Annotated in this window: 20 protein-coding genes and 1 pseudogene; 13 read left to right on the top strand and 8 right to left on the bottom strand. The window is 64.5% G+C overall.

The features are described from left to right. Positions 1–1,107: DUF222 domain-containing protein (locus tag QRN52_RS18835; RefSeq protein ID WP_284754948.1), on the bottom strand; the 1,107-nt coding region annotated here is incomplete at its 3' end. A gap of 494 nt (positions 1,108–1,601) precedes the next feature. Here QRN52_RS18835 and pdxS point away from each other — a divergent pair. Further along, positions 1,602–2,528, top strand: a complete 927-nt coding sequence (gene pdxS, locus QRN52_RS18830; RefSeq protein ID WP_269998691.1) for a pyridoxal 5'-phosphate synthase lyase subunit PdxS — start codon at positions 1,602–1,604, stop codon at positions 2,526–2,528. A gap of 357 nt (positions 2,529–2,885) precedes the next feature. Here the strand turns inward: pdxS and QRN52_RS18825 are convergent, their stop codons facing one another. Genes QRN52_RS18825 through QRN52_RS18815 form a run of 3 tightly spaced genes read right to left on the bottom strand, consistent with a single transcriptional unit; the run spans position 2,886 to position 6,991 of the window. Beyond that, on the bottom strand, positions 2,886–4,898 hold the full coding sequence (locus tag QRN52_RS18825; protein ID WP_284754946.1) for a M3 family metallopeptidase: 2,013 nt from the start codon (positions 4,896–4,898) through the stop codon (positions 2,886–2,888). 48 nt (positions 4,899–4,946) lie between these two features. Continuing rightward, positions 4,947–5,699, bottom strand: coding sequence for a type 1 glutamine amidotransferase (locus QRN52_RS18820; RefSeq protein WP_284754944.1), 753 nt, complete (start codon positions 5,697–5,699; stop codon positions 4,947–4,949). Beyond that, a complete protein-coding gene (locus QRN52_RS18815; RefSeq protein WP_284754942.1) occupies positions 5,696–6,991 on the bottom strand; it encodes a Mur ligase family protein in 1,296 nt (431 codons plus the stop codon). Before QRN52_RS18815 ends, QRN52_RS18820 begins: the two co-directional genes overlap by 4 nt. A 100-nt stretch (positions 6,992–7,091) precedes the next feature. Here QRN52_RS18815 and pdxT point away from each other — a divergent pair, with 100 nt between their 5' ends. The 9 genes from pdxT (at position 7,092) to QRN52_RS18770 (ending at position 16,971) form a co-directional block, all read left to right on the top strand. Continuing rightward, on the top strand, positions 7,092–7,793 hold the full coding sequence (gene pdxT / locus QRN52_RS18810) for a pyridoxal 5'-phosphate synthase glutaminase subunit PdxT (protein WP_284754941.1): 702 nt from the start codon (positions 7,092–7,094) through the stop codon (positions 7,791–7,793). Between the two features lie 3 nt (positions 7,794–7,796). Further along, entirely contained in the window at positions 7,797–8,552 is a 756-nt protein-coding gene (locus QRN52_RS18805) for a YebC/PmpR family DNA-binding transcriptional regulator (RefSeq protein ID WP_284754939.1), read from the top strand. A gap of 44 nt (positions 8,553–8,596) precedes the next feature. Then, positions 8,597–9,175, top strand: a complete 579-nt coding sequence (gene ruvC / locus QRN52_RS18800; protein WP_078108969.1) for a crossover junction endodeoxyribonuclease RuvC — start codon at positions 8,597–8,599, stop codon at positions 9,173–9,175. An 89-nt stretch (positions 9,176–9,264) separates the two neighbouring features. Then, positions 9,265–9,909, top strand: coding sequence for a Holliday junction branch migration protein RuvA (ruvA, locus tag QRN52_RS18795; RefSeq protein WP_284754937.1), 645 nt, complete (start codon positions 9,265–9,267; stop codon positions 9,907–9,909). Further along, entirely contained in the window at positions 9,902–10,978 is a 1,077-nt protein-coding gene (ruvB, locus tag QRN52_RS18790; RefSeq protein WP_284754936.1) for a Holliday junction branch migration DNA helicase RuvB, read from the top strand. Before ruvA ends, ruvB begins: the two co-directional genes overlap by 8 nt. A 190-nt stretch (positions 10,979–11,168) precedes the next feature. Then, positions 11,169–11,552, top strand: coding sequence for a preprotein translocase subunit YajC (yajC, locus tag QRN52_RS18785; RefSeq protein ID WP_284754953.1), 384 nt, complete (start codon positions 11,169–11,171; stop codon positions 11,550–11,552). A gap of 109 nt (positions 11,553–11,661) precedes the next feature. Then, positions 11,662–13,416, top strand: a complete 1,755-nt coding sequence (secD, locus tag QRN52_RS18780; protein WP_284754934.1) for a protein translocase subunit SecD — start codon at positions 11,662–11,664, stop codon at positions 13,414–13,416. After that, entirely contained in the window at positions 13,416–14,429 is a 1,014-nt protein-coding gene (secF, locus tag QRN52_RS18775; RefSeq protein ID WP_284754933.1) for a protein translocase subunit SecF, read from the top strand. Before secD ends, secF begins: the two co-directional genes overlap by 1 nt. A gap of 148 nt (positions 14,430–14,577) precedes the next feature. Beyond that, positions 14,578–16,971, top strand: coding sequence for a RelA/SpoT family protein (locus QRN52_RS18770; protein ID WP_284754951.1), 2,394 nt, complete (start codon positions 14,578–14,580; stop codon positions 16,969–16,971). An 11-nt stretch (positions 16,972–16,982) separates the two neighbouring features. Here QRN52_RS18770 and QRN52_RS18765 read toward each other — a convergent pair whose 3' ends face one another. The 3 genes from QRN52_RS18765 to QRN52_RS18755 all read right to left on the bottom strand — a co-directional run bounded on the left by QRN52_RS18765 (position 16,983) and on the right by QRN52_RS18755 (position 20,171). Continuing rightward, positions 16,983–17,627, bottom strand: a complete 645-nt coding sequence (locus tag QRN52_RS18765; RefSeq protein WP_284754931.1) for a type IV toxin-antitoxin system AbiEi family antitoxin — start codon at positions 17,625–17,627, stop codon at positions 16,983–16,985. 94 nt (positions 17,628–17,721) lie between these two features. After that, positions 17,722–19,338 carry a DUF349 domain-containing protein gene (locus QRN52_RS18760; RefSeq protein ID WP_284754929.1) on the bottom strand — a complete coding sequence of 539 codons (1,617 nt, stop codon included), beginning with the start codon at positions 19,336–19,338 and terminating at the stop codon, positions 17,722–17,724. A gap of 65 nt (positions 19,339–19,403) precedes the next feature. Next, the gene (locus QRN52_RS18755; RefSeq protein ID WP_390277924.1) at positions 19,404–20,171 is read right to left on the bottom strand and encodes a peptidylprolyl isomerase; all 768 of its coding nucleotides are present in this window, start codon (positions 20,169–20,171) and stop codon (positions 19,404–19,406) included. A gap of 260 nt (positions 20,172–20,431) precedes the next feature. Between QRN52_RS18755 and hisS the strand changes: the two genes are divergently transcribed. The 3 genes from hisS (at position 20,432) to QRN52_RS18740 (ending at position 24,593) form a co-directional block, all read left to right on the top strand. Continuing rightward, positions 20,432–21,784, top strand: coding sequence for a histidine--tRNA ligase (hisS, locus tag QRN52_RS18750; protein ID WP_284754925.1), 1,353 nt, complete (start codon positions 20,432–20,434; stop codon positions 21,782–21,784). 145 nt (positions 21,785–21,929) lie between these two features. Beyond that, positions 21,930–23,723 carry an aspartate--tRNA ligase gene (gene aspS / locus QRN52_RS18745; RefSeq protein WP_284754924.1) on the top strand — a complete coding sequence of 598 codons (1,794 nt, stop codon included), beginning with the start codon at positions 21,930–21,932 and terminating at the stop codon, positions 23,721–23,723. 126 nt (positions 23,724–23,849) lie between these two features. Further along, positions 23,850–24,593, top strand: coding sequence for a GNAT family N-acetyltransferase (locus tag QRN52_RS18740; protein ID WP_284754950.1), 744 nt, complete (start codon positions 23,850–23,852; stop codon positions 24,591–24,593). Here the strand turns inward: QRN52_RS18740 and QRN52_RS24025 are convergent. Continuing rightward, positions 24,474–24,793: pseudogene (locus QRN52_RS24025) on the bottom strand (hypothetical protein); the annotation flags it as partial. The gene QRN52_RS18740 and the pseudogene QRN52_RS24025 sit on opposite strands and share 120 nt — an antisense overlap.

The following is a 24,793-nucleotide window of genomic DNA, read 5'->3' as shown; positions in this document are numbered from 1 at the left end:
GTCGTCTGTGTGGTGCTGGAGGCGGGGGTTGGTGGCGGTGTTCATGGCGGTGGCGAGGGTTTCGAATTGTTCGGCGGTGGCGAAGATTTCCAGGTGGTGCAGGCCGCGGCGGGGTTTGCGGATGAACGCTCCTTGGCGGTGGCGGAGTTCTTCCTCGCCGGGTTCGGTTCCGTCCTGGTCGATGGCGTCGACCCAGCGCTTGGCCATCCGGTTCACGAAATCGGGGTCGCTCCGCACGGCGGTTCGGGTGAGTGAGTGCTCCATCTGCAGGGTGGTTTCCTGATCGGCGAGGTGTCGTACCTGGTCCAGGGCCGTGCTGATGATGGTGGCCGATCGGGACGGCACGGCTGCGGTGGAAAGGGCCGCGGCGAGGACTTCGTGGCGTGCGGGTACGTCCTGTCCGGTGATCCCTGTCCGGGGGAGCACTCCGGAGGCCAGGGTGAGCCGGCGCCTGGCCTCGCCGATGCCGATCCGCAGCCTGGCCCGCAGGAATTCGGCCGCGTTCCGGTAACCGTCGTCGGCCGGGTCGGCTGCTTCGGCCAGGTTGGCGGCAGAAGCCTGCACCGGGACGTCCGCGGCTTCGGTGAGGCTGGTCGCGGGGCCTTCCGGGGCGGGCGCGGTTGCCGTGTCTGCCGGAATTGCCGTGCCGGCCGCGGTTGCCGTGGGTTCGGTCCAGCCGGTCCTCCACCCCGGGGCCGCGGATGGCTGCCGTGCCGCCTGGGCTTCGCTGCGTGTCCGTTCCACGGCCTGGGCGGCGACGAGCTGCAAGAACTCCACCGTCCGTGAGATCTCTTCGACCTTGCCGGCGAAATCCGCGGCATCGGGGAAAGTGAACGAGCGGGCGTCGGGGAGAGCGGTTGCGCGCAGCGCATCCATCGCCGCCACCGCCAGGTCAAGGCCACCCGCGGGGGACGGTGCGGCGGCGGCCGGGTTTTGGAACTGGGAAGGGATCTGGAACTGGGAAGAGTTTTGGAGCTGGGAAGGAATTTGGAACTGGGCGTGGCGGGCATCGACGGGCTTCAGGTGGCGGGACAGGCGTCCCGGCGCCGCGATCCCGCCGTCGGGCAGGCCTGCCCGACGTGCCACGAGTTGACCGATGCCTTCCATGACTAAACCCTGTCACGGGGGTCTGACATTTAAGGCTCCCGCACAGCCCTTCGGCGTCGCGAAAAGCGAAACAAGGAAAACTGGTCCCAAAAATCAGGTGCTTAGATCCCAATGAATCCGGATCGCGTCAGCGGCCGGGCCGGCGGTGACGGGTGCCTGGGGCTGTCGGGGCAATCACTTGGAGTAAAGGTAGGACGAGCATTCCCGCAACCAAGCGACGAGCGTACAATTTCGATCCGGCGACCAATCTGGCGCCGTCAATGGCCATCTGAAGTTTCGCGACACGCGGACCCATATCACCCGGTTTGCGGCGCCTGCCGGTGCGGGCGGAACTGCGTGGCCCGGCTCCGGTAATCAAGTACGACGGGCACAGCGCAGGGGACTAGTATTGAAGTTACTTGGTCAATGTGACCTGGAAATCCGGTGTGCGCTGTGTGTGGCCTCTGTCCGCCTGCGCCCCGGCCAAGGTCTTCTATCTACCCATAGGGGTTTTTGTGTCTACACCTGATGTAAGCAACGAAGCCGGTTCGTCCGCAGCCAGCGTTACGGGCAGCAGCCGCGTCAAGCGCGGCATGGCCGAGATGCTCAAGGGCGGCGTCATCATGGACGTCGTCAACGTCGAGCAGGCCCGCATCGCCGAAGATGCCGGTGCCGTGGCCGTGATGGCGCTCGAGCGCGTTCCCGCCGACATCCGCGCCCAGGGCGGCGTGTCCCGCATGTCGGACCCGGACATGATCGATGCGATCATCGCCGCCGTGTCCATCCCCGTCATGGCCAAGGCCCGCATCGGCCACTTCGTCGAGGCACAGGTCCTGCAGTCCCTCGGTGTTGACTACATCGACGAGTCCGAGGTCCTGACGCCGGCCGACTACACCCACCACATCGACAAGTGGAACTTCACCGTTCCCTTCGTCTGCGGTGCCACCAACCTGGGCGAGGCGCTGCGCCGCATCAACGAGGGCGCGGCCATGATCCGCTCCAAGGGCGAGGCCGGCACCGGGGACGTCTCCAATGCCACCACGCACATGCGCCAGATCCGCGCCGAGATCCTGCGCCTGTCGACGCTGCCCGAGGACGAGCTGTACGTTGCGGCCAAGGAACTGCAGGCCCCGTACGAGCTCGTCAAGGAAATCGCCGCCACCGGCAAGCTTCCCGTGGTGCTGTTCACCGCCGGCGGCATCGCCACCCCGGCCGACGCTGCCATGATGATGCAGCTCGGTGCGGACGGCGTGTTCGTCGGTTCGGGCATCTTCAAGTCCGGCAACCCGGCCCAGCGTGCCGCCGCCGTCGTGAAGGCCACCACCTTCTTCGATGACCCCGACGTCATCGCCAAGGTCTCCCGCGGCCTGGGCGAAGCCATGGTGGGCATCAACGTCGAGGAAATCCCGGAGCCTCACCGCCTCGCCGAGCGCGGCTGGTAATTAGCGCCTGACGGCGCTGTTCTGCCTGGCGCTCTGTTGGCGCGCCGGGCGGCGCTGATCCTCGGCGTGCTATTCCCCGCGTTTCGCTGCCGCGGCTTTGCGGCGGCGAGGGGCGGGGGCCCTTTTACGCACGCTGCCGGATCACACCGTCCGGCCCCTCGGCCGAGTTTGTGGAGAAGCAGTCAAACAGGCTGCCGGATCAGTGCCCGCCTCGCTCTCCCGCTAAGTACGACGCCGGTCGGTCACCTTCTTCGGTGACCGGCCGGCGTCGTCCGTTAACCCAACTGACTCGCAGTTGTTGTCGTTATGAGGCTCCATAACGACAACAACTGCTAGCTAGTTGGGTCGGCCCAGCAGCTATTCGAGGCCGCGGCGCTTGAGGAGGGGCTCCAGGGCGGCGTCGCGGCCGCGGAGCGTGCGGAACGATTCCAGTGGATCCCGGCTGTTGCCTCGGGAGAGCAGCTCCGAGCGGAATCGTTCGCCGTTCTTGCGCAGTAGTCCGGCGTTTTCCGTGAACCAGTCGACAGTTTCCGCGTCGAGCACTTCACTCCAGATGTAGGAGTAGTACCCCGCCGCGTAGAAGTCCCCGGCGAAGATGTGCTGGAAGTACCCTGTGCGGTACCGGGGCGGTATGAGGGAGTGCGCCACACCGGCCGAAGCCAATGCCTTGGCTTCGAAGTCCTGCGCGTCCTGAGGAACGCCGTCGACGTCCAGCACGTGCCAGGCCAGGTCCAACAGGGCCGCCCTGAGGTATTCCGTGGTGGCAAAACCTTCGCCCCAGAGCTTGGACTCGTTGAGGCGGTCAATGATGTCCTGGGGGAGCGGTTCCCCGGTGGCATAGTGCCGGGCGTAGTTGCCGATAATCTCGGGCCACATGATCCACATCTCGTTGACCTGAGACGGATACTCCACGAAGTCCCGGGGGACCGATGTTCCGGAAAACCGTGGATACATGACGTTGGAGAAGAGTCCGTGTAAGGCATGGCCGAACTCGTGGAACGTGGTCCGGACCTCGTCCAGGGTAAGCAGGGTGGGTTCTCCGGCCGGCGGTTTGGAGATATTCAGGTTGTTGATCACAACCGGCTTGGTACCCAGCAATGCTGACTGCTCGACGAGCGAGTTCATCCAGGCGCCGCCGCGCTTGGAGTCCCTAGCGTAGTAGTCGCCAAGGAAGAGGCCAAGCTCGGAGCCGTCCTCGTTTCGCACCTCCCAGACCCGGACGTCGGGGTGGTACCCCTCAAGGTCTTCCCGCTCGTGGAACGTAATACCGAAGAGGCTCGTGGCTGCGAAGAACACTCCGTCCACCAGTACCCGATCCAATTCGAAATAGGGCCGTAGCAGCTGTTCGTCCACCTCGTACCGCTCCCGGCGGACCTTCGAGGAGTAGTATGCCCAGTCCCAGGCTTCCAGCGGGTGGCCTGCGCTCTGCGCCAAGGCGCCCGCTTCGGCGTTGGCGTTGCGGATGGCCGCAGGAGCGAGCCGGTTGAGCATCGCCTGAACGGCCGCGAAATCGGGGGCGGTCTGGCGGTCCATGACCAGTTCGGCGTAGTTGCCGAACCCGAGAAGTGTCGCCTTCTCTGCCCTCAGACGCACCATCGCCTTCGCCAGCTCCAGGACGTCCAGGCTGCCGCCGTCGCTGCCCCTCGCAAGGGATGCCTCATAGAGGCGACGGCGGAGCTCGCGGTCCTGCAGAGAAGCCAAAGCAGGCTGGTTGCTCGGCTGTATGAGGGTCAGGAGGTATTTCCCCTCGTGTCCAGCGGTGCGTGCTGCCTCGGCGGCACTGGCGATCTCGTCCGCCGGCAGGCCGGCAAGTTCCGTGGCGTCATCCACCACAAGGGCGGCGGCCTTCATGGCTTCCTTGACGCGTTGCCCGTACTCCGTTCCCAGACGGGACAGTTCGGCGTTGAGGCTCTTGAGCGTTTCCTGGTCATCTGGATCAAGCTGGATGCCCGATTGGCGGAATTCGCGGAGGTACTCCTGCACCAGCCGGATGGATTCGTCATCGAGTCCTGAGGTGTCTACGGCCGCGAATCGCTCGTACAGTCCGCGGTTGAGATAGACCGCGTCCTGATGGCTCGCGAAGCGGGGAGACAGCTCGGTTTCGAGTTCGCGGATGGCCTCCGAGGCGTCGGCGGAAACCAATGTGAAGAAGGATGCCGCTGCCCGCTCCAGCAGGCGTCCTGAGCGTTCCATCGCAACCGCCGTGTTTTCGAAGGAAGCGGGCTCGGGATTGTCCACGATGGATTGGATCTCGGCCAGGTGCTCAGCGAGCCCCGCGTCTACGGCTTCGGCGTAGTGGCTGTCGTGGATTGTTGCGAAGGGCGGCAATCCGTAGGGAAGGGTACTCGGCTCCAAGAGAGGGTTCGTCATGAAGCAACCCTTTCATGCAGGGCCCCCGCCCACAACGGTTTTCCCGTGTTAGCGCGGCCGCCGTGCCGCGTGTTCGCGCGCGAGGCGGGCAAAGTCGTCGTCGGGCGTTCCGGGGACGAAAGTACCGTACTTGCGTTCGACGGCGGTCCGGATCAGGAAATCGGCGATGGCAGGATTCTTGGGCAGCAGGGAACCGTGGAGGTAGCTGGCAACAACATTCCGGTGCCTGGCCCCCTCATGGTTGTCTTTGCTGTTGTTGCCGGCACCTTTGGACACGGTGCCGAGGGGCTCGACGCCGGGGCCCAGGGAGGTCTGTCCGCTGTGGTTTTCGTAGCCCATGATTTCGCCGAACTCGGGCGAGGTGAGGGTGACGTTTCCGATGAGGCGTTCGTCGGTACCGACGGTCTCGACGTCAAGGATGCCGATACCGGGGATAACAGGGCCGCTCTTCGTCTTGAAGAACTTGCCGAAAAGCTGGTAGAGCCCGCAGATAACCAGCATGGGCGTTCCGTCCTCGGCCATCCCGCGGAGCTGCTCGCCGCGTGCCTGGAGATCGTCCTGGATGACGACCTGGCCACTGTCCTGTCCGCCACCGCCCACAATGAGATCGACATCTTCGGGGAAGTCGTCGCCCACGTTGTATTCAAGGAGTTCGGGCGTATATCCGTGCCAGAGCAAGCGCTGCCTCAAGACGAGTGCGTTTCCCCAGTCCCCGTAGATGTTCATGTCGCGGGGGTACAGCTGCAGGACCCGGATGGTGCCCTTGCTGGCGTGGAGGGTGGTGTCGTCGGCCGGGGTCATGAGACCACCTCTACTGTGGTGATTTTGGAGAGTTCACGCCGGATGGCCAACATCGCGGTGTAAGTGCAGAACACGCGTTTCGGCTTGCCCGCCGACCCCCGGATGAATTCAGCCAAGGCCGCAGGGATGTCCGTGTCCACGGAGCCGAAGCGGACCTCGTCGTACTGGAGGCGCAGGGCCATGTCGTACGCACGGACACCGCTGAGGACCTCGACGCCGTCCTCGCGCAGGGATTCGAATTCAACGTCCCAGAGCCACGACATATCACGGCCGTCGGCATAGTTGTCGTTGATGGCGATCATGGACGCGTAGCCCTTCGCCGGGAATGACTTCAGGCCCAGGCGGAAACCGCTCGGGTTCTTTACCAGCACCAACTCAAGGGGCTGGCCATCCACCGTCAGGCTCTCGCCGCGGCCAAATGCCGGAGCCACCTCGGAGAGCGCCTTGACCAGCTTGGCGGCATCGCCGGGCCGTCCGCTTGCCCCGGTGATGCTCCTGGCCAGCACCAGCGCGGCGGCGGCGTTGAAGATGTTGTAGACGCCGCGGAGTTTCATGTGCGTGGACACACGGGTTCCGTCGAACTCGAAGTCGGCGTCGTCCGTACCAACCCGGCGGAGCACGACGTCGGCCGCCGGGGATGCAGGGACCTCACCGCGGGGGCTGGTTTCCGGAGCCGCGGCCCGCATGTCGTCGTCGTTCGGGAAGGTGCTCCGGAGTGATTCGTCCAATCCGAAGTAGAGCACTTCGGGGTCGCTCACGGCTCCCGCGATGCGCGCGACCCGGGGATCCTCGCGGTTCAGGACCACGGTCCCGGTGGTGCGCTCAGCAATGCGCTGGAGGAGCAGCGCGGTGGTGTCGATTTCGCCGAAACGGTCCAGTTGGTCGCGCAGGACGTTGAGGAGAAGGCAATAGCGCGGCGGGACCTTGTTCACGAAATGCACGGCATGCGCCTCGTCGAGTTCCAATACCGCGACGTCGGCGTCCAGCCTGCCGCGCCAGTCCACCTCACCAAGAAGGGCAGCTGCCACGCCTCGGGTGAAGTTGCTGCCCGTGCGGTTGGTGAAGACCTTAAGGCCTTGGCTTTCGAGGAGCTCCACCACCATTTTGGTGGTGGTCGTCTTGCCGTTGGTTCCGCTCACCACAGCCACGCCGTGGGGGAGCGAGGACAGGGTCCTCTGCATGAAGCCGGGGTCGATCTTCTCGACCACGAGGCCAGGCAAAGCCGAACCCCCGCCGCGAAGCCGGGACACAGCACGGACCAGCTTGCCGAGCGGAACGGTGAACGAAAACATGCTCTGTAATATATCCCAGTTGGTGCATAAACCACGTGCCGCAAAGCTGCCATGGGGTTGCAGGGCGAGCCCGGCGGTGGCGGCGCATTATGATGGTCGAATGACCAATCCCCCTTCCGAGGCGTCATCAAGCGTGGGCTCGGGCCTGCGCATCGGCGTCCTCGCCCTACAAGGCGATTTTCGTGAGCACATCCACGCCGTCGAAGCGGCCGGTGCCACCGGCCTCGGCATCCGGCGTCCGGCGGAACTCGACGACATTGACGGCCTCATCATTCCGGGCGGCGAGTCCACCACCATCGACAAGCTGGCGCGCATCTTCGAACTCGCCGATCCCATCCGCAAGCAGATCGCGTCCGGGCTGCCGGTCTATGGATCCTGCGCCGGCATGATCCTGCTCGCGGACGACATCGCCGATCCCGCCACGGACCTGGCCGGGAATCCGCAACAGACTTTCGGTGGATTGGACATCACGGTGCGCCGCAACGCCTTCGGCCGGCAGCGCGAGTCGTTCGAAACCGACCTTGACTTCAAAGGCCTCGAGTTCAGTGCGGGCGAGTCCGGCGTCGACCCAGTCCACGCCGTCTTCATCCGCGGACCGTGGGTGGAACGGGTCGGTCCCGGCGTCGAGATCCTTGCCCAGGTGGAACCGGGGAAAGCCACCCACACGGACACTTTGCATGGGTTGGCTAGAATTGTTGCAGTGCGCTCAGGTCGGTTGCTGGCCACCTCCTTCCACCCGGAAGTGACTGGGGAGAAGCGCGTGCATGAACTGTTTATTCGAATGATCAGAGGGGAAGTTTAAAGCATGTCAGGCCACTCCAAATGGGCGACGACCAAGCACAAGAAGGCCATCCTCGATAGCCGCCGGGCCAAGTCGTTCGCCAAACTGATCAAGAACATCGAAGTCGCGGCCCGCATGGGCGGACCGGACCTCGCCGGCAACCCGAGCCTCGAACTGGCTGTCACCAAAGCCAAGAAGACCTCGGTCCCCGCTGACAACATCGACCGCGCCATCAAGCGCGGAGCCGGCCTGACCGGCGAAGTGGTCGATTACACGGAGATCATGTATGAAGCTCGCGGTCCGCAGGGTTCCGCCCTTCTGATCGAGTGCCTCACGGACAACAAGAACCGTGCCGCTTCCGAGGTCCGCCTCGCCATCTCCCGCAACGGCGGCACCATTGCCGACCCCGGCTCCGTGAGCTACCTCTTCACCCGCAAGGGCGTCGTCAACCTGCCCAAGAACGGGCTCAGCGAAGACGACATCCTGATGGCTGTCCTCGACGCCGGCGCCGAGGAAGTCAAGGACAACGGCGACACCTGGGAAATCCACTCGGAGCCCACCGATCTCCCCGCAATCCGCGAAGCCCTCAAGGAAGCCGGCATCGAATACGAGACGGACGAAGCTGAATTCGTCCCGTCCATGCAGGTGCCGCTGGACCTCGACGGCGCCAAGAAGTTCATGAAGCTCGTCGACGCCCTCGAGGATCTCGACGACGTCCAGAACGTGTACACCAACGCGGACATGAGCGAGGAAGTCCAGGCTGCGCTCGAAGCCGAGTAGTGCCTTTTGCGACATAGCCTGACAACAAACAGGGAGGCCCGGACTTGACTCTTCGCGTATTGGGAGTCGATCCGGGCCTCACCCGTTGCGGCATCGGAGTGGTCGACGTCGAACGGAACCGCCGCGCCACCATGGTGGCCGTCTGCGTCGTGGGAACCTCCCCGGAGCAATCATTGGACCAGCGCCTGCTGGTCATCGCCAAGGCCATCGACGAATGGCTGGACCTGTACAAACCTGACGTCCTTGCGGTCGAACGGGTTTTCTCCCAGTTGAACGTCAGTACGGTCATGGGCGTCGCCCAGGCGTCCGGCGTGGTCATCGCGGCCGCTGCGCGGCGCGGCATCCCGGTGGCGCTCCACACGCCGTCGGAGGTCAAGGCCGCCGTCACGGGAAGCGGCACCTCCAACAAGGAAGCGGTGACGAAACTCATCACCAAAATCCTGCGGCTGGATGCTCCGCCGCGCCCGGCCGACGCCGCGGACGCGTTGGCCCTCGCTGTCACCCACGCGTGGCGGGCCGGCAGCGGTGCCGCGGTTGCTACCACCGGACCGGGTAGCAGCGCATTGACGCCCGCCCAGCGGGCGTGGGCTGAAGCCGAGGCGAAAGCGCGCCGCGCCCGGTAATTGTCGGCGGCCCTTGCTAGGGTATTCGTAGATATGTTCGGATAGCCCGCGGCGCAGCATGCACGGGGCAGTACTTCAGGAGCCGGGTCTTGATCAGTTTTCTCCGCGGAACCGTGGCACACGTCAGTCTCTCCACGGCCGTCATCGATCTCAACGGAGCCGGAATGAGTGTTTACGCCACGCCCCAAACGCTCAGCCACCTGCATGTCGGCGAGGAAGCGAAGCTGTTCACTTCGTTGATCGTCCGGGAGGACTCACTGACGCTCTTTGGTTTCTCGAACGATGACGAACGGGAAGTCTTCGATGTCCTGCTCAGTGTGAGCGGGGTGGGGCCGCGGCTGGCCCTCGCGGTCCTGGCCGTCCATGAGCCCGAAGCGATCCGGGTGGCCGCGCATTCAGGTGACGCCAAGTCATTCACCAAGGTCCCCGGTATCGGGCCGAAGGTGGCAGGCAGGATCGTCCTGGAGCTTGCGGGGAAACTCGTACCTCACGGCACCGCGCCCGGGGCAGCCCCCGCCGTCGCGGCCGAGTCCGTGTGGAAGCCGCAGGTGGTCGCGGCCATGACGAGCCTCGGCTGGTCGGAGAAGGACGCCGCCGGCAGCATCGACAAAGCGATGGCCGATTCCCCGGAACTTGCCGACGCCGGCAACGTCGCCCAGATCCTGCGCGCAACCCTGCGCTGGCTTGGGCAGGACGGGGCCCGCGCCGGAAACCGGGTAGGCAGCCGTGGCTGAACCGTCCCTCGTTACCGGGGGAGAGGAACCCGAAGAGCGCGTCATCGAGGCCGCGCTGCGCCCGAAGAACCTGCACGACTTCGTAGGCCAGCACCGCGTCCGCAAGCAACTCTCGCTCGTGCTGGAAGCCTCCAGGATGCGTGGTCGGAGCGCGGACCACGTCCTGCTTTCGGGCCCTCCAGGGCTGGGCAAGACCACGCTCTCCATGATCATCGCGGCCGAGATGAACGCTCCCTTGCGCATCAGCAGCGGCCCGGCCATCCAGCACGCCGGAGACCTCGCGGCCATCCTCTCCTCGCTTTCTGAAGGCGAAGTGCTCTTCCTTGATGAAATCCACCGGATGTCCCGGCCCGCAGAGGAAATGCTGTACATGGCCATGGAAGATTTCCGGGTGGACATCGTGGTAGGCAAGGGTGCGGGCGCAACTGCCATTCCGCTTGAGTTGCCGCCCTTCACCCTCGTCGGGGCAACCACGAGAGCCGGACTGCTGCCCGGACCGCTGCGTGACCGCTTTGGTTTTACCGGGCACCTGGAGTTCTATTCCGTAGCGGAGCTCGAACTGGTTCTGCGCCGCTCGGCCGGACTGCTTGATCTCAAGGTCAACTCGGCCGGGTTCAGCGAGATCGCGGGCCGTTCCCGCGGAACTCCGCGTATCGCCAACCGGCTTCTGCGCCGTGTCCGGGACTGGGCTTTGGTCCACGGCATCGAACAGATCGATGCCCGTGCCGCCTCCGCCGCGCTCGACATGTATGAGGTGGACCAGCGTGGATTGGACCGCTTGGACCGCGCAGTGCTGGAGGCGCTGATCCTCAAATTCAACGGTGGTCCCGTGGGGCTCTCCACCCTTGCGATCGCCGTCGGGGAAGAACCGGAAACCGTCGAGACGGTCGCTGAGCCGTACCTGGTGCGCGAAGGCCTTTTGGGGCGGACGCCGCGCGGCAGGATCGCCATGGCGTCAGCATGGACGCACCTTGGATATGCGGTGCCGGCGGGAGTGTTCGGGCAGGACCCGCTGGCGTTGTTCGAGGACAGCGAAAACGGGGCAGAAAGCATCGACACCGGCCGATAGCACGATCCTTTCAGCTTAACCCTCTAGACTGGTATGACACTCGGCACGTTCGAGTCCTTGGTTCTGTGCCCGCACGTCGGAGCATTGTGCGGCCAAGTGGGCGAAAGCTCCACGGCCGCCGGATCCACCGGGCAGACATGGCCGTGAAACCAAAAACGTAAGTAAAGAACGGAACTTCCCTGTGGATCCAATGACAATCCTGCTGTTCGCCATGCTCGGCGTCTTCATCTTCATGATGTTCCGCCGCAACAAGAAGACGCAGCAACAGCAGGCCAAGCTGCAGTCCCAGTTCGCCCCCGGCGTTGACGTCATGACCAGTTTCGGACTGTTCGGGCGCATCGTCTCGATGGACGACGCTGAGAACAAGGTTGTCCTTGAACTGTCTCCGGGCAACCTCGCCACGGTGCACCGCCAGGCCGTTACCAAGATCGTTGAGCCCGCCGAGGAGGCCTCGGTTGACGTTCCGGATGACGCGTCGTCGCTGACGGCCGCCGATGCCGAAGCGTCGGCATCCGCGGAGACCCCGGAGGAAACCCTCAAGCGCCTCAATGACGAGGGCAAGAAGGACAACTAGCCCGTACCCGCTCTACAAGCGGGAATAGTTCTACGGCAATGAATCGCCGCCGGCCTGCGCTCACCCGTGCATGTCGGCGGCTGTTCCGTCATCAACAGGAAGATCGAACATGGCACGAACCGGCCACAAAAATGCAGCCCGCAGGGTGCTGATCTGGCTTGTCGCAATATTCGCTGTACTGACAGCAGTCCTCGGTGGGGGCGTCATCACCGGTCATGCAAGCTGGGCTCCAAAGCTCGCGCTTGACCTTGAGGGCGGCACGCAAATGATTCTCGCGCCCAAGGTCGAAGGATCCACCGGCATCAACGAGGAACAGTTGAACCAGGCCGTTGCGATTATTCGCCAACGCGTTGACAGCTCCGGCGTTGCGGAAGCGGAAATCACCACCCAGTCCGGCCGTAACGTCGTAGTGAGCCTTCCCGGGACGCCCAGTTCGGAAACCCGTGCCCTGATCCAGGCATCTGCCGACATGAACTTCCGCCCGGTGATCACCACGGGAGACCCTGCGGCCGTTCCCGTGGCATCGCGGACGCCGGACGCAAGCCTGCCCAAGCCCACGGCCGCGCCAACCAACGCCAGCGACAGCAACTGGGTGACAGCGGACGTCTACAAGGCCTTCGAAGCCCTGGACTGCGCCAATCCCGCCCAGGACAAGCAACCGCGATCGGATCCCGCCAAGCCGCTGGTGACTTGCGAGCCGGCAACGGCCACGACTCCTGCCGTCAAGTACATCCTTGGCCCGGTCGAGGTGAAGGGCCAGGACATCGTGTCGTCCTCCTTCGATCCCGTCCAGGGCGCACAGGGCTCGGTCACCAATGCGTGGGGCGTGACGATCACGTTCGACGCCAACGCCACCAAGACCTTCAAGGACGTTACGCAGAGGCTCAACCAGTTCTACGTGGCATCCCAGGCACAGGGCGGCAACGACCCCAAGGCCCAGTTCGCCATCGTCCTGGATGACCAAGTCATCTCCGCGCCGCGCGCCCTCGCCGTCATCACCGATGGCAAGCCGCAGATCACGGGTAACTTCACGCAGGCGTCCGCACAGGCGTTGTCGGACCAGCTTCGCTACGGTGCTTTGCCCATCAGCTTCGATATCCAGTCCGAGGAGCAGATTTCCGCTACCCTCGGTGGCGAGCAGCTGCGTCTTGGCCTGCTGGCCGGTGTGATCGGCCTCCTGCTCGTGGTGGTCTATTCGCTCTTCCAGTACCGGGCCCTTGGCTTCGTCACCATCCTCTCCCTCGTGGTGGCCGGCGGACTCACGTACCTCGCCATCGCGATTCTGGGCTGGACCGAAAACTACCGGCTGTCCTTGGCCGGTGTTGCGGGTCTCATCGTGGCCATCGGCCAAACAGCAGACTCCTTCATCGTGTACTTCGAACGCATCCGTGACGAACTTCGTGAGGGCAAGGGCCTTGTGTCCGCCGTCGCGAATGGTTGGAAGCGCGCCAAGCGCACGGTCCTTGCCTCCAAGGCCGTCAACCTGCTCGCTGCCCTGGTGTTGTACTTCGTCGCTGTTGGAAACGTCCGCGGCTTTGCCTTCACCCTTGGCCTCACCGCGTTGGCAGACCTCCTGGTCGTCTTCATGTTCACGCACCCGACGCTCCAGGTGCTGGCCCGGACCAAGTTCTTCGGCGAAGGTCACCGCTTCTCCGGGCTCGACCCTGAGCGCCTGGGCGCCGTGCCGCTGTACCGCGGTGCCGGCAGGCTCCGCACGCCGACCGAGAAGCCCGCCGTCGTGCGCGCCCGCAACACCGGTGCTGCCGCGGAAGCCGAGCGCCGCATGACCATCGCCGAACGTCGGCTTGCCGAGAAGCAAGCTCAGCTGGCTGGTTCTTCCAACGGCACCAAGGAGGAGAAGTAATGACCACGAGCTTCGCAAAGTTCGGCAACGAGCTCTACACGGGCAAGCGCTCTTACAACTTCGTGTCCAGCAAGAAGATCTGGTTCATCATCGCCGCTGTGGCGGTGGCGATCTCCATCCTCCTGCCGGTGGTCAAGGGCGGCTACAACCTCGGGATCGACTTCCGGGGCGGTTCCGAGTTCACGGTGTCCAATGTGAAGACCACCGAGTCCGCCCCAGGCGAAAAGGCGGTCCACGACGTCGTACCCGGTGCGGTTCCGCGCGTCGCCAACGTCGCCGGCAACACCATGCGTATCCAGACCGACAAACTCAGCGACGACCAGACCGTCAAGATCAAAACGGATCTTGCAAAGGCGTATGGCGTTACCGACAACCAGGTCACCTCGACCTTCATCGGCCCCACCTGGGGGCAGGATGTCACCAAGCAGGCCTTGATCGGCCTCGCGGTGTTCGTGGGCCTGGCCGCTCTCTTGATGGCTTTGTACTTCCGCACCTGGAAGATGTCGGTCTCTGCCCTCGCCGGCATGCTGGTCACGATGTTCAGCACGGCCGGTGTCTACTCCTTGAGCGACTTCGAGGTGACACCGTCTGCCATCATCGGCTTCCTGACGGTCCTCAGCTACTCCCTGTACGACACGGTGGTGGTTTTCGACAAGATCCGTGAAAACACCTCGGACATCGCCACCTCCAGCCGGCGTACCTTTGCCGAAGAGGTCAACCTCGCCGTCAACCAGACCCTGGTGCGCTCTATCAACACCATGATGGTGGCAGTATTGCCCGTCGCCGCGATTCTTTTCATCGGTGCCGGACTGCTTGGCGCCGGCACGCTCCGCGACCTGTCGCTGGCGTTGTTCGTCGGCATCCTGATCGGGACCGCGGCGACGATCTTCATCGCGGCTCCGCTCTACGCGTGGCTGCGCCAGAGCGAACCCGAGCTGCAGAAGCAGGCCAAGAAGGTGGCAACCCGACGCGCCGCAGCCGCCAGTTCGAGCGCGGAAGCCGCCGCCGTATAGCTTGGTTTCCCGTTGAAGGGCCGGTCACCGCTGAAAAGCGGTGGCCGGCCCTTTGCATTCCCGGCTCCGTCATCTGGGTACCGGTTCTTGGAGAGGTCACCAGCGGGAATAGACTGGGAGAATTAAGTCAGTCGTGAGAGGTGCTTTTGTGGAGGAACGTACGACGTCGGCGCTGCCGGCGGGCGGAGAGGACGGCCTGAGCCGCGTGGCCGGCACCGCAACTGCAGCTACGGGCAGCACCGTGGATGGTGTGCCCGTGGACAGCCCGGGCGTGCGCCCGACGTTCCCCGGACGGCGCGAGCGGACGCGCTCCAGGCTGGCGAAATTGACTGGGCGGGGCGCGAGCACCTATTCGCCCATCCTCGAACCGCTCTTGCGGACGGTCAGGGCCAACAACCCCAAGGAAGACCTCGATCTCATCCAGCGGGCCTTCACCGTAGCCGAGCGCAGCCACCAGGGGCAGAAGCGGAAGAGCGGCGATCCGTACATCACCCACCCCGTGGCAGTGGCCACGATCCTGGCCGAACTGGGGCTCACCGGCACAACCTTGGCCGCTGCCCTCTTGCACGACACTGTGGAGGACACGCCCTACACCCTCGCTGACCTGACGCGCGATTTCGGCCCGGAGGTCGCGATGCTCGTGGACGGCGTCACCAAGCTGGACAAAGTCCAGTTCGGTGAGGCGGCACAGTCCGAGACCGTCCGCAAAATGGTTGTGGCCATGGCCAAGGACATCCGGGTGCTGATGATCAAGCTTGCGGACCGGCTGCACAATGCCCGCACCTGGCGTTTTGTTTCCGCTGAATCATCCGCACGCAAAGCGCGTGAAACGCTTGAGATCTTTGCGCCGCTGGCCCACCGCCTCGGCATGAACACCATCAAATGGGAGCTCGAAGATCTTTCCTTCGCCGCCTTGTATCCGAAGGTGTATGAAGAAATCGTCCGGATGGTGGGGGACCGCACTCCGGAGCGCGAGAAGAGCCTGAGCGTTATCCGCAACCAGATTGCCGAAGACCTCCGCGTTGCCCGCATCAAGGCCACCATCACTGGCCGCCCCAAGCATTACTACTCGATCTACCAAAAGATGATTGTCCGGGACAAGGACTTCGACGACATCAACGACCTCATGGGCGTGCGCGTCCTGGTGGACTCCGTCCGTGACTGTTATGCAGCTCTTGGCACCTTGCATTCGCGCTGGAACCCCCTTCCGGGGCGGTTCAAGGACTACATCGCCATGCCGAAGTTCAACATGTACCAGTCCTTGCACACCACGGTCATCGGTCCCGGGGGCAAGCCCGTCGAGATCCAGATCCGTACCCACGAAATGCACCGCCGTGCCGAGTATGGCGTGGCGGCGCACTGGAAGTACAAGGACCAGCCCAACCGGACCGCCGTAGGCCCGGGAAGTCCCAAAGACGGGGACATGGGCTGGTTGCGTTCGTTGGTCGACTGGCAGCAGGAAACGTCGGATCCCGGCGAGTTCCTGGACTCGCTGCGTTTTGAGATCAATGCCCGTGAGGTGTTCGTCTTCACCCCCAAGGGCGAAGTCATGGCCCTTCCCGCAGGATCGACGCCGGTGGACTTCGCCTACGCGGTCCACACCGAGGTGGGTCACCGGACCATCGGTGCGCGCGTCAACGGCAAGCTGGTTCCGCTCAACAGCGAACTCAATCACGGCGACTGGGTGGAGATCTTCACCTCCAAGGCCGAAGGCGCAGGACCAAGCCAGGACTGGCAGCATTTCGTCAAGAGCGCCCGGGCCCGCAACAAGATCCGGCAGTGGTTCAGCAAGGAACGCCGCGAAGAGGCCATCGAGCGCGGCAAGGACCAATTGACCCGGGCCATGCGCAAGCAGAACCTGCCGCTGCAACGGCTCATGACGCATGACGCCCTGTCCACGGTGGCGGAGGAATTCCACTACGTCGACATTTCCGGGCTGTATGCCGGTGTGGGCGATGGGCATACTTCGGCGCAATCCGTCATGGAAAAGCTCATGGAGCACCTTGGCGGCCACGAGACGCCCGATGAGGACCTGGACGAAGTCAGTATTCCCTCGCAACTCCAGAAGACCCGGTACTCGGATTCCGGCGTCATTGTCCGGGGTGTGGGGGATGTCTGGGTGAAGCTCGCGCGCTGCTGCACGCCTGTACCGCCCGATCCGATCCTCGGGTTCGTGACTCGGGGCTCGGGTGTGTCGGTACACCGCACCGACTGTACGAATGTCTCCGATCTGCGGGACCAGCCCGATCGGATCGTCGAGGTTGAATGGGCTCCGACGCAATCCAGCGTCTTCCTCGTTGAGATCCAGGTGGAAGCACTGGACCGGAAGTCGCTGCTCTCCGACGTTACCCGCGTGCTGTCTGAAAACCACGTCAACATCCTGGCCGCTTCCGTGCACACGTCGAGCGACCGGGTGGCCATCTCCCGCTTCGCCTTCGAAATGGGCGACCCGAAGTACCTGCACCATGTGCTCAGTGCCGTGCGCAGGATCGACGGTGTCTTCGACGTCTACAGGACCACGGGCAATCGCAGGAGAAGCTGAACGGTAGCAACTCAGGCGGCCGCCTCAGGGGGGAATGCCTCGGCCGGCATCGCGTCAACGGTTTGAGCCAGCGTGGCGAGCTTGCGCAAGGCGGCCTTCTTGTGGGGGACCCTCGCGGACGCCTCCACTGCGAGGGTCAAGAGCCGCAGCCGGACCCCCAGCTCATCCCGGGACAACAGCATTCTCAGTGCGGGCAGGGCCCTGTCCGCTTCGACGTGAAGTGCCACGTCCACGGCCGTCCGAAGGGGACTGGTCACGAGGAGTCCGCCGATGCTGACCACGTCCAGTTGACCCAAGCGCACTTCGTGCAGGATGCAGCCACGGGCCGATCGCACGCTCGATATACGGTGTTTGGCATCGACCAGGAGCGAGAGCCTTTCAGGTGCATCCGCGCAACCGTAGATCCAGGCCGCCGTCATGCGGCCCGCAATGACCTTCCTGCGGATGCGATCCGGGACCACCAGCGCGGCCGCGCGGGCGCGGAGCCTCGGCGTGACAACCAGCCCGGAAGGAGTGAAGCTCTTCTCGTAGAGCGGGGTGAGCACGCCGTCCGCAGCCATTGATTGAAGCTCGGCCCACGTGAACTGCGGGCTGGGCGCGTACAGTTCCTGGGCAGGGAAGTCCTGTTGCTGCGAAGGCGGTAATCTCGGGGCCATTCAGCAATCATCGCGTGGCCACCGCAACGGGAACAGGCCCCGTCCCGGTTATGTGGATAACCGGGACGGGGCCTGTTGGTTCAGGCTTGTACTGCTAGGCGAGGTCGCTGGCCGAGCGCTGGATCTGGTCAAGCCAGGCCTCGCGGGCTTCAAGGGCCTCACGGGCATTCTTGATGCGGCGCTGGTCCCCGGCCTTTTCAGCCTTTTCCAGGTCTTCCTTCAGGCCGGCGATGGCCGCCTCCAGCTGGGACAAGGCACTGTTGGTGCGCGCCTTGGTTTCAGGGTTGCTCCTGCGCCACTTGTCCTCTTCGGCTTCGCGGACGGCGTCCTCGACCTTGCGCAGGCCGGCTTCGATCCGGCCCATGTCGGCGCGGGGGACCTTTCCGGCTTCTTCCCAACGGTCACGGATGGACTGCAGGGCCTTCTTGGCAGCATTGAGGTCCGTGATTGGCAGCAAGGCCTGGGCCTCGACGATGAGCTCTTCCTTGACGGAAAGGTTGGCCGTGTACTGCTGGTCGATCTCATCGTTGGCGGCCTGGCGGTTGCTGAAGAAGACGTCCTGGGCGGCACGGAAACGGAGCCAGAGGGCGTCGTCGTCCTTGCGGCTGGCGCGAGGCGTAGCCTTCCACTGGTCCATGAGGCGGCGGTATTCGCCGGCCGCGAAACCCCAGTCCGTGGAACTGGAGAGGGCTTCGGCCTCGACGATCAGTTGTTCCTTGGCAACCTTCGCGGCCGAGTTGGTGCTGTCCAGCTGGGAGAAGTAGGCGCGGCGGTGGCGGTCGAAGACGGTGCGTGCCGAGCGGAACCGCTTCCACAGCGCGTCCTCGTTGCTTCGTCCAAGCCGGATGCCGTTCTTCTGGGCTGTCTTCCAGCTCTCGAAGAGTTCGTTCATGCGGGCGCTCGACGTCTTCCACTGGACCTGGGATGGGTCCTGGGACGCGATGGATTCGGCTTCGGCAACGATCGCCTCGCGTGCCGCGAGCTCCGCGGAGCGTGCGGCGTCGTGCGCGGCCTTCTCGGACTTCTCCAATTCGGAAATCTGTCCGGCCAAGGCGTCGAGTCGGGCTTCGGCAGTGCGGATGTCGCCCACCATGTTGCGCTCGGCCAGTTGCTCGCGCAGGTGCTCGACCGTCTTCTGCATGTCCGTGGCCGGGGCCTTGGACTCCACGCGGTGTTCCATCAAAACGATCTGCGCGACCACGTCGTCGTACTTCCGGGCGAAGTATGCCAGCGCCTCGTCGGTGCTCACACCCGGGTACTGTCCCACCGGCTGCTCTTCGCCGTCGATGGTCAGGAAGACGTGGCCGTCACCCTCGGCGCGCCCCCACTTGGCGGCTTCCGCCAAGGACACAGCCGTAGGCTGGGCGGCCGGCGCTGCCGGAATCACGCTGGCTGCGGCTTTCGGCCGGGCAGCAAATGCGGCGGGAGAAGGTGCATGCGAGGGCGCAGGGCGTGGCGTTGGAGAAGCAGGCTTGGCAGCGGGCTCTGCCGCGTCAGCTGCGGGCTCTGCCGCATCCGTTACCGGGGCAGCTACGGGCTCTGCCGCGTCAGCTACCGGGGCAGCTACGGGCTCTGCCGCGTCAGCTACCGGGGCAGCCACGGGTTCTGCCGGGGCAGTTGGCTCGACGCCGGCTTGCTCAGCTACGGGAGCCTGGGTTTCTTCGTCGTTGGCCACTACTGCAGTTTCGTCGGATTTCTGACTGTCTGTCACCGCTAAAAGTCTTTCGCTTGGAGGGATTACTAAGGTAATGCGCCGTGGACCATGGCCCGGGCTGGTTACTTCAGAGAAAATGAGTCTATCGTGACAGCTGCCACAGGGGCGCCGTCGGTGGCGCTGCTACCCGGATTAATACCCGCTTGGGCAATCTTCGTCACAACGTCCATCCCGCTCGTCACCTTGCCGACAATCGTGTACCCGCCGGCAGAATCCGGGGGAATGACCGTGTCCTTGTACACGATGAAGAATTGGTGCCCATTGCCGTAGGCGTTGTTGCCGGTCCTCGCGACGGCGATGGTTCCGGCCGGGTAGGTGTTGTTGGCGGGGGTGTTCTCGAGTGGTCCCCAGTGGAAGTTGGGGTCGTCGCTGGTGTCCGTTCCCTTGGCTCCGCACTGCAGCACCGAAAAGTTGTCGGCGGTGGTCAGTCGAGGGCACTTTAGTCCGCTGTAATAGCTCGCATCGGTGAGGGATTTGAATACGGCTGCTGCCTGGGGAGCTGTTGTGCCGTCCAGTTCGACGCCGACTGCCCCTCCGTTGAGGCTGAGCTGGCCAGTGAACGTCTTACCCGCGGCGGTATCCGCTTTGGGGATGCCGGCACTATTCGAGCCTGTCGCTGCGGCGGAAGCGGAGGGGTTCGCGGAGGCCGACGGCGAACTGAGTCCGGCCTGCGCCGCTGCGAACTCCGACTCGCTCGGGTTCGAGTTGAACACCGTGAGTTGGAGTACGACGGCGGCAATCAGGGCGGCGGCACCCACACCGACGGCGATCACATTGTCCCGGCGGCGGCGCTTGCCCTGTGCACGCCGAAGCTCGCGCTTGGCTTCCATCTGCCTGATGCGCCGTTTGGCTTCACGGTTGTCCCGCGGCCTTGTAGACAAGAGTCCTCCTGGTTGTCTGGACAAGCTTCCATCGCAAGCAAGCCAAACCCGGGTGCCCGCATTAGATGTGCAGGCGCCGAAAGCATAAACTGGCTGCCGCACATAGTTTATGCATGACTGGCTGGACGCCCGCCTAACCTGAGCCGAATCGGGCCGTGGTTCGTGGCGCCAGGTCCGGCCCGCGCAATCATTGAGGAGAAATTTCCACCATGGCTCGTACCGCCTCCCTGTCCGGATTCCCCGAGTGGCTTCCCCAGGAGCGGTTGGTGGAACTGCATGTGTTGGACACGTTGCGCAAGACGTTCGAACTCCATGGCTTCTCTTCCATCGAGACCCGCGCTGTGGAAACAGTCGGCCAACTCCTCCGCAAGGGCGAGATCGACAAAGAGGTATACGGTCTCAGCCGCTTGCAGGAAGACGAGGACGCCGGCGAGGGCGGAAAGTCGGACAAGGCGGATCCAAACGCCCTGGCCCTCCACTTCGACCTCACGGTGCCGTTTGCCCGCTACGTTGTCGAGAACGCCGGCCATCTCGCCTTCCCGTTCCGTCGCTACCAGATCCAGAAGGTGTGGCGGGGTGAGCGTCCCCAGGAAGGCCGCGCCCGCGAGTTCACGCAGGCAGACATCGACGTCGTGGGCGACGGCGAACTGCCGTTCCGCTACGACGTCGAGATTGCCCTCGTCATTGCGGAAGCGTTGAGCGCCCTTCCCATTCCGGACTTCCGCCTGCGTATCAACAACCGCAAGTTGGCCGAGGGCTTCTACCGCGGTATCGGCCTCACGGACACAGCGGGCGTGCTTCGCAGCATCGACAAGCTTGAGAAGATCGGCGACGCGAAGGTTGCCGAATTGCTCAGGAGCGAGCTTGGCGCCACGGATGAGCAGGCAGCACTCGCCTTGAAGCTTGCAAGCATCCGCACCGAGGACACGTCCTTCGTGGCGCAGGTGCGGGCGCTCGGTGTCTCGGATGAGCTTCTTGAAGAGGGCCTCAGCGAGCTGGAACAAGTCATTGAGGCTGCAGTGCAGCGCGCCCCCGGCAAGGTTGTTGCCGACCTCAGCATCGCCCGCGGCCTTGATTACTACACCGGCACGGTCGTCGAAACCGTCCTGGTGGGACACGAGCAGCTCGGTTCCATTTGCTCCGGGGGCCGCTACGACGCCCTTGCCAGCAAGGGCAACCGCAAGTTCCCCGGCGTCGGCCTCTCGATCGGGGTGACCCGCCTCGTCTCCCGCATCCTGAGCCAGGAATTCGCGACGGCGTCGCGCTCGGTGCCCACGGCAGTGCTCGTTGCGCTGAACAACGACGACAGCTGGTCTGCTGCCCAGGATGTCGCGGCCCAGCTGCGCGGACGGGGGATCGCAACCGAAGTCGCGGCGAAGGCCGAGAAGTTCGGCAAGCAGATCAAATTCGCCGACCGACGCGGCATTCCTTTCGTCTGGTTCACGGACGACGACGGCAAGCACCAGGTGAAGGACATCCGCACCGGAGAGCAAGTCGACGCGGATCCGGCCAGCTGGGAGCCCTCGCCCGAGGATCTCCACGTCCGCATCACCACGCGGTAGGAAAGAACCGGCGCCTCAAGGGCCTTAATCCTTAGACGTCAGCCGGGAGCAGACCGGGCCTGGTGGGTCCACGCTTCATTCATACGGGTAAACTCGAACGGGATCGTTTTGTCATGATCCTGAAAATCATGTTGAAAGGAATGCTGTGCTGCGCACACATGACCTCGGATCCTTGCGTTCCGAGCACATTGGACAGACCGTCACCCTGGCAGGCTGGGTAGGCCGCCGCCGAGATCACGGTGGCGTGGCCTTCGTCGATCTGCGTGACGCGTCCGGTGTCGCCCAGGTGGTTGTCCGCGAGGAAGAGGTCTTCCACGGGCTGCGCAATGAATACGTGCTGCAGATCGTTGGCACCGTCAGCAAGCGTCCCGAGGGCAACGAAAACCCGCACCTCGCCACCGGTGAGATCGAGGTCATCGCTGAGAAAGTGGTGATCCTCAACACCTCGGATCCCCTGCCGTTCCAGATCGACGAGCACGTGGAGGTCGGTGAGGAAGCCCGCCTCAAGCACCGCTACCTTGACCTGCGCCGCCCCGGCCCCGCCCGGAACATGCGCCTGCGCTCCGAGGCTAACCGCGTGGCCCGCGAGTTGCTTCACCAGCAGGGCTATGTGGAGATCGAAACTCCCACGCTGACGCGCTCGACGCCGGAAGGCGCCCGTGACTTTGTAGTTCCGGCACGTCTGGCACCGGGTTCCTGGTACGCGCTTCCGCAGTCGCCGCAGCTTTTCAAGCAGCTGCTCCAGGTGGGCGGTTTCGAAAAGTACTACCAGATCGCCCGTTGCTACCGCGACGAAGACTTCCGTGCGGACCGCCAGCCGGAATTCACCCAGCTCGACATCGAAGCCAGCTTCGTTGACCAGGACGACATCATTGAGCTCGGCGAAGGCATAGTCAAGGCACTGTGGCAGCTGATCGACGTCGAGATCCCGACGCCGATCCGCCGCATGACTTACCACGAGGCGATGGCCAAGTACGGCTCCGACAAGCCGGACCTGCGCTTCGGCCTGGAACTCACCGAATTGACGGAGTTCTTCAAGGACACGAACTTCGGTGTCTTCAAGGCCCCTTACGTCGGCGCCGTCGTCATGCCCGGCGGAGCCTCGCAGGCCCGCCGCGCGCTGGACGCCTGGCAGGAGTGGGCCAAGCAGCGCGGCGCCAAGGGTCTCGCCTACGTGCTGTTCAAGGAAGACGGTGAGCTCACGGGCCCCGTTGCCAAGAACCTCACGGACACCGAGCGGGCGGGCCTGGCCGACGCCGTCGGCGCAAAGCCCGGCGACTGCATCTTCTTCGCGGCCGGCGAGAAGTCACCGTCCCGAGCCCTGCTGGGTGCTGCCCGCGTCGAGATCGGCCACCGCACCGGCCTGATCGATCCCAAGGACTGGGCTTTCGTCTGGATCGTGGACGCCCCGATGTTCGAGCCCGCAGCCGCAGCTGTCGCCTCCGGTGACGTCGCGGTGGGTGGCGGACAGTGGACGGCCCTGCACCACGCCTTCACCTCCCCGAAGCCCGAGTTCCTCGACTCCTTTGACAAGGACCCGGAATCGGCCCTGTCCTATGCCTACGACATCGTGTGCAACGGCAACGAAATCGGCGGCGGATCCATCCGTATCCATGAGGCCGATGTCCAGGAGCGCGTTTTCGAGCTCATGGGCCTGGACAAGGAAGACGCGCAGACCAAGTTCGGCTTCCTGCTCGAGGGATTCAAGTACGGCGCACCTCCTCACGGCGGCATGGCCTTCGGTTGGGACCGCGTCGTGGCCCTGCTGGCCGGCGTGGACTCGATCCGCGATGTCATCGCTTTCCCGAAGTCGGGCGGCGGCTACGACCCCCTGACCGCTGCTCCTGCGCCCATCACGGCGCAGCAGCGCAAGGAAGCCGGAGTCGACTTCAAGCCTGAAGCCAAGGCGCAGGCAGCACCGGCAGCCAAGCCCGAGTAGCCGGAAACCGCAGAAGCACCCCGGAGGCCCTCGCACATTGCGGGGGCCTCCGGCGTACCATGACGGCGATTGATTTGAGGAGGACGCGTGGCGCAGGAGTTGAGCCTTGCATTGATTGAGGAGCTGATGGACCGTGCGTGGCCGGCCCCGGACCGTGAGGACACCGGGGGATGGGTCATGCGGGCCGCCGGGGGTGTCACGCAGCGGGCAAACTCGGTCTGGCCCAGGGAACAGGCCGAAGACCACGAATCGGCAGTCCGCGCCGCCACGCAGTGGTACCGCTCCCGGCGCCTGCCGCTGATCTTCCAGGTCTTCGACGACGAGCGGAGCACGGGCCTCAACGCGGTGCTTGATGTGCAGCGATTCACCCGGCAGTCCGAGACACTCATCATGGTCCGGCCGGACGGTGCCCTTCCCGGTACCCCGCGCGATGGCGTGGCGAACGACGTCGAGATCTCCGAAGAGCCTTCCGAAGAGTGGCTCCGGCTGTGGTGGTCGGTCGACGGGCGCGGGGGAGACGCCGAGCTGGAGATCGCGCGGACGATCCTGGAGTCTTGCCCCTCGGTCTACGCCCTCGTGAGGGACAGCGACGGCGCACCGGCCGCCGTCGGGCGCCTGGCCCTGGTGGAGGGGAGGGGCGGCATCTATTGCATGGCGACAACGGCCAGGCACCGCCGCCGCGGCTTGGGGCGGCAGGTTCTTGACGCCCTTCTTGCGGCTGGCAGTCACCGAGGCGTGTCGGAGTTCTGGCTACTGGTGATGGCCTCGAACGCCGGCGCCCAGGCCTTGTACGAGGGCGCCGGGTTCGCAGAGCACGGCAGGTACCTCTACCGGCAGGCCCGGCCGCAGCGGGCGTTGTCGGGCTGCTAGGAGGCGCGGGCAGGGCTCGCCGGTGACCTGTAGGTGGTCTGGCCAGTGGGGTGGTTCCCAGTCCTGGTGTTCGCTGGGGTAGTGCCGGTGTGAGGGTGAGGTCCACCCGGGTGGACTGTTTTTGCCGGCGGGGGTGGGGGTCCATGCGGTGCGGTGTTTGAGGCGGTGGTGTTTGGGGCAGGGTTGGCCGAGGTTGGTGA

Origin of the sequence: Arthrobacter sp. efr-133-R2A-120 (assembly GCF_030209835.1) — a bacterium.
In the GTDB taxonomy this organism is placed as follows: domain Bacteria; phylum Actinomycetota; class Actinomycetes; order Actinomycetales; family Micrococcaceae; genus Arthrobacter.
This window is presented reverse-complemented; position numbering and strand designations above follow the sequence as displayed.